Here is a 1,437-nt window from a genome sequence, read left to right as displayed (position 1 = left end):
GAGGATGTCCCATTCGTAGTTGAAGGTTGGTAACGGCGGCGGCGCCAGTTGTTAGAATCTGGTCGCCAAACCTTAAATCCTAAAAGGAGCCAACCGCCGTGAAGAAACCATACCAGATTGTGACCCGAGCCGCCAAGGAATCGGCTGCCGTGGTCGAGCAGTTCTGCCAAACCAACGGGCAAATCCTGTTGCCCCTCGTCAGCCTCATCGAAAGCGCAAGCCAAGTGGTGGAGGACGTGATTCACGAAATCCAGATCCAGGCGCTGGAGACGATCTTCACCCTCAGCGCCGAGCAAATCGCCGGAGCGCGCACACCGGGCAAGCCCAGCGGGGAGATCCGCTGGCACGGGCGCCAGGCGGGCAAGATCCGGCTGGCCGATCGCAAAGTGAAGGTGAAGCGCCCGCGTCTGCGCCACAAAACCGAGGGCGAAGTGAAGATTCCCGCGTATGAAAAACTGCGCCAGGACCGCGGTCTGGAGCAGCACATATTGGGAGCGCTGATGCGCGGCGTGTCCACCCGCGAGTACGACCAAGTGCTGCCCCAGATGGCCGAGACGGTGGGCGTCTCGCGCAGCTCGGTAAGCCGGCAAGCCATTGAAGCCAGCGCCGAACAGCTCCAGACTCTGCGGGAAAAACGCTGGGAAGCGACCGAGATACTGGTGATCTATATCGACGGGCAGAGGTTCGGCGCGCATCACATCCTGAGTGCGGTGGGCGTGGATCGCCACGGCCGCAAGCACATCCTGGGGATCGAAGCGGGCGCAACGGAAAATGCCGCCGCGGTCAAACGCCTGCTCACGCATCTGCGCGATCACGGCCTTCCGACGGATCGAACCTACCTGTTCATCATCGACGGCGCCAAGGCGTTGCGCGCCGCCATCGACGAAGTCTTCGGCACTGCGCAACACGTGCAGCGGTGCAGGAATCATAAGCTCCGCAACGTGCTCGATGAGCTGCCGGAGGAGCAACACGGCCAGACGCTGAACCTGATGCGCGCGGCCTGGAAAGTCGCAACCGCCGAAGAAGGTGAAAAACGTTTGGAACAATTAGCCCGGTTCTTGGAGCGCGACCACGAATCGGCTGCCCGCAGCCTGCGCGAGGGACTGGCCGAGATGTTCACCCTGCAGCGGCTGAAACTGCCGCCGTCGCTGTACAAGTGCCTGGCGACGACCAATGTGATCGAGAGTCCCCAAAGCGGCGTGGCTCGCCGTACTGGCAACGTGACGCGCTGGCGCGATCAGGAGATGGTCGAGCGCTGGGTCGCCTCGGCATGGCTGCTCACGGAGAAACACTTCCGCAAGATCGACGGCCATCGGGATCTGTGGGCTTTAGCGACCATTCTCGGCCGCCAGCCGCAAGTTCAACAATCGCAGGAGCAGGTAGCGTAAGATGAAGTTCCCGCCGTTGCCGACCTTCAACTACGGATGGGACACCCTC

General features: G+C 61.9%; 1 protein-coding gene. It reads left to right on the top strand.

What is annotated here, in order from left to right:
- Positions 1-98 precede the first annotated feature (98 nt).
- On the top strand, positions 99-1,388 hold the full coding sequence (locus VJR90_00010; protein HKV95863.1) for an IS256 family transposase: 1,290 nt from the start codon (positions 99-101) through the stop codon (positions 1,386-1,388).
- Positions 1,389-1,437: the final 49 nt, after the last annotated feature.

It is taken from the genome of Gammaproteobacteria bacterium (genome assembly GCA_035279405.1).
Lineage (GTDB): Bacteria > Pseudomonadota > Gammaproteobacteria > Natronospirales > REEB76 > REEB76.
This window is presented reverse-complemented; position numbering and strand designations above follow the sequence as displayed.